The organism is Streptomyces lothianensis (assembly GCF_047779955.1).
Classification (GTDB): Bacteria; Actinomycetota; Actinomycetes; order Streptomycetales; family Streptomycetaceae; genus Streptomyces.
In genome coordinates this window covers 1-2,825 of the sequence record NZ_JBLMKT010000104.1, presented here as the reverse complement: position 1 = coordinate 2,825, position 2,825 = coordinate 1, and the positions used below count along the sequence as shown (strand labels likewise).

General features: G+C 73.1%; 3 protein-coding genes. 1 reads left to right on the top strand and 2 read right to left on the bottom strand.

The window, feature by feature from the left end; all coding sequences use genetic code 11:
• Window positions 1-387: 387 nt before the first annotated feature.
• Window positions 388-828, bottom strand: coding sequence for a hypothetical protein (locus ACLF6P_RS29760; protein WP_415954527.1), 441 nt, complete (start codon window positions 826-828; stop codon window positions 388-390).
• A 101-nt stretch (window positions 829-929) separates the two neighbouring features.
• Window positions 930-1,886 carry a DUF3152 domain-containing protein gene (locus tag ACLF6P_RS29755; RefSeq protein ID WP_415954526.1) on the bottom strand — a complete coding sequence of 319 codons (957 nt, stop codon included), beginning with the start codon at window positions 1,884-1,886 and terminating at the stop codon, window positions 930-932.
• A gap of 293 nt (window positions 1,887-2,179) precedes the next feature.
• On the opposite strand from ACLF6P_RS29755, the gene ACLF6P_RS29750 reads away from it, so the two are divergent.
• Window positions 2,180-2,776 carry an RNA polymerase sigma factor gene (locus ACLF6P_RS29750; protein WP_415954525.1) on the top strand — a complete coding sequence of 199 codons (597 nt, stop codon included), beginning with the start codon at window positions 2,180-2,182 and terminating at the stop codon, window positions 2,774-2,776.
• Window positions 2,777-2,825: the final 49 nt, after the last annotated feature.

The window sequence follows — 2,825 nt, the reverse complement described above, 5'->3', positions numbered from 1 at the left end:
GGGGTGCGCGGGGTGCGCGGGGTGCGCGGGGTGCGCGGGGTGCGCGGGGTGCGCGGGGTGCGCGCGAGGGCGCGTGGGGTGCGCGCGAGGGCGCGTGGGGCCAGCGTGATGCTCGCGGCGACGGAGACGATCACCGCCGCGTCCACGAGGATCTGAGTCGCGTTCATACGGATCCGGACTCTCTGCGCACCGACACGCCCCTACGCATCGAGCAGCCCGCCGCCGAGCCCGCTCCCCGATCCGCCAGGCCTGCGACCAGGCACAGTCCGACTGCCTTGCGTACCACGCTCATTGTCTGCCTTCCCCCTGATTCATCAACCGTACGGACTCCTCCGCCGCCCCGGGCCGACCTTCGGCCCCTGCCCCGGGGCCCGCCCCTCCCGAGTCCTACAGACTCGCCGCGGCGGGCACCGCGCCGCCACCGGCCCATTCACCGGAGTCGCCGCCCGCCATCCCGGTCCCCGCGACGGCCGCACCGCCCACGGTCAGCCCGGCGAGCACCGCGCCGATCCCGGCCCGCCATGCGAGCCGCCGGGCCGCCGAACGCGGCCGCCAGTCGTCCCTGCGCCGCGTACGGGCCCCGCGGTGCGCTCCGGCATCGCGCGCCCGGCGGAACGCGGCGACCGCCTCGGCCTCGGCCTTGCTCCCGGCCCCGGGGGCGGCATCGGCCTCATCCGTGGCGCCGATGCGTGCCTCATCGCCCGCCGGCGCCGCACCCGCGCCGCCGCGGGCGGCCGCGAAGAGGGCGCCGAGGGCTTCGAGGCCGGCCTTGTCCGCCGCCCCGTACTCACCGGAATCCCCCTCGCGCGGGGGCGGATTCGCACTCATCTCACCTCACCAAGCGTGCGCGGCCCCGCATCCGTCACACCGCTGACCCCTTGTATCACTCCCATACGCCTCACGTATCCCTCACGCATCCCCCGGACCCCTCACGGGACCGCGGGTCCGCCCAGGTATGTCCCGTCCGCCTCGTACGGCCAGGCATTGGAGACGCAGCCCTTGAGCCCCTTGATCTGCTGCATCATCGCGGGCGCCGGGCGCCCCTCGCCCGGGCAGGTCTCATGGCCGTGCCCGATCCGGTGCCCCACCTCGTGGTTGACGATCAGCGCCCGGTATCCGTCGATCGGCCCGTCGAACTGCGGCGAACCCAGCACCCACCGCTTGAGGTTGACGACGACGTCCTTGCCGACACTGCAGTTGACCTCACCGCGCGTCAGCAGCCCGGCGGCGCCGCAGATCTCATCGGTCGTACCGGGCGTCGCGATCTTCACCACGAAGTCGTACGAGCCGGAGCTCACCAGCCGGAACGAGTTGACCCCGTCCCGCGTCCACCCCCGCCGGTCCGCGAGGATCGCGGAGACCTCGGCGGCCGCGGCATCACTGTCGATGGCGATCCCGTCCTCGACAAGCACCTTGTAGCGCCGCACCCGGCTGCCGCTGCCCACGGTCGCCCCGCTCGCCTCCGCGACATCGAACGTGCCGGGCCCGGTCTCCGGCACGGGAATGGTGGAGGGCTTCTCCGGCGAAGGACTCGGCTTCGGCGAGGCCTTCTTGCTGGGATTCGCACTCGGACTGGGACTCGCACTCGGGTTGGGGCTCACACTGGGGCTGGGCGTCGGACTGGGGCTGGGACTCGAACTGGGACTTGGCGAGGCCTCCGCGGCGCTCTCCGCCTCCTCCGTCGCCCCACCGGCGGAATCCGCCGCCCGCTCGTCCTCCCAGTACGCGAGCGCGGCCCCGGAACTCAGCGCCAGAGCCCCGAGCACCACACGTCCGCCACGCGCACCACGCCGCCGGGCCGCAGCTTTCCCCCGGCCCCGGCCCCTGCCCCCGCCGCTGTCCTCGCCCCTTCCCACCGGCCGACGCTCCCGTGTACGCGCACCCATGAACCTGTTCTCCTTGCTGTTCCAGAGATCAACCGATCCCCTCTGTCACAGCGGTCCGGAACTCCTCTCCGTCACCGAAACGGAACGTAGGACATCTCATGAACCGAACCCGGGGCATCCATACAACCATTCACCCCTGCCGCATATCCGCGCGAGACAAGGGAGTTGGGCGAGGCACCCGGCAGCGGCACCTGCCACCAGGCCTCCTGTGACGTTTCTGTGCTCTGTGGCGCAGTACTGCACAGAGGGGCGTGGGCACGACGGGCAGTGCTGCGGGCGGAGTTGGGGAGCGAGTGGGGCGGGCGGCAGGCGGCGGGGACGGGGGGCTCGGGGCTGCGGTGCTGCAGGCCCAGGGCGGGGACGAGCAGGCCTTCGCCACCGCCTATCGCCTCGTACAGCCCGGACTGCTCGCCTACGTACGCGGGCTCGTCGGCGACGAGGCCGAGGACGTGGCGGCCGAGGCGTGGCTCGTGATCGCCCGCGACCTCGGGCGGTTCAAGGGCGACGGCGCCGGGTTCCGCGCCTGGACCGCCGTCATCGCCCGCCACCGCGCCCTCGACCTGCTGCGCCGCCGCAAGGTACGCCCCCAGCACGTCCCCTACGAACAGGACCTCCTCGACCTCCCCGGCCCGCACGACACCTCCGCGGCGGCCCTGGAATCCCTCTCCACCGAACGCGCCCTCGCCCTCATCGCCGAACTGCCCCGCGACCAGTCCGAAGCGGTACTCCTGCGCGTGGTCATCGGCCTCGACGCACCCGCAGCGGCGCGGGTGCTCGGCAAGCGGCCGGGCGCGGTACGCACGGCCGCCTACCGCGGACTGAAACGACTGGCGGCCCGGCTGACCGAGGCGGGCATGCGCGGCACGCCCGACAACCCGGAGCATCCCTAGTGACCTGAGTCAGAGATTCGTCGGCAGTAGGCGGCGACCTTGTCAAGGA

Bases quoted from the DNA above. Each gene is read 5' to 3' on its own strand.
- ACLF6P_RS29760 (WP_415954527.1), bottom strand. From the start codon at position 828: ATGAGTGCGAATCCGCCCCCGCGCGAGGGGGATTCCGGTGAGTACGGG.
- ACLF6P_RS29755 (WP_415954526.1), bottom strand. From the start codon at position 1,886: ATGGGTGCGCGTACACGGGAGCGTCGGCCGGTGGGAAGGGGCGAGGAC.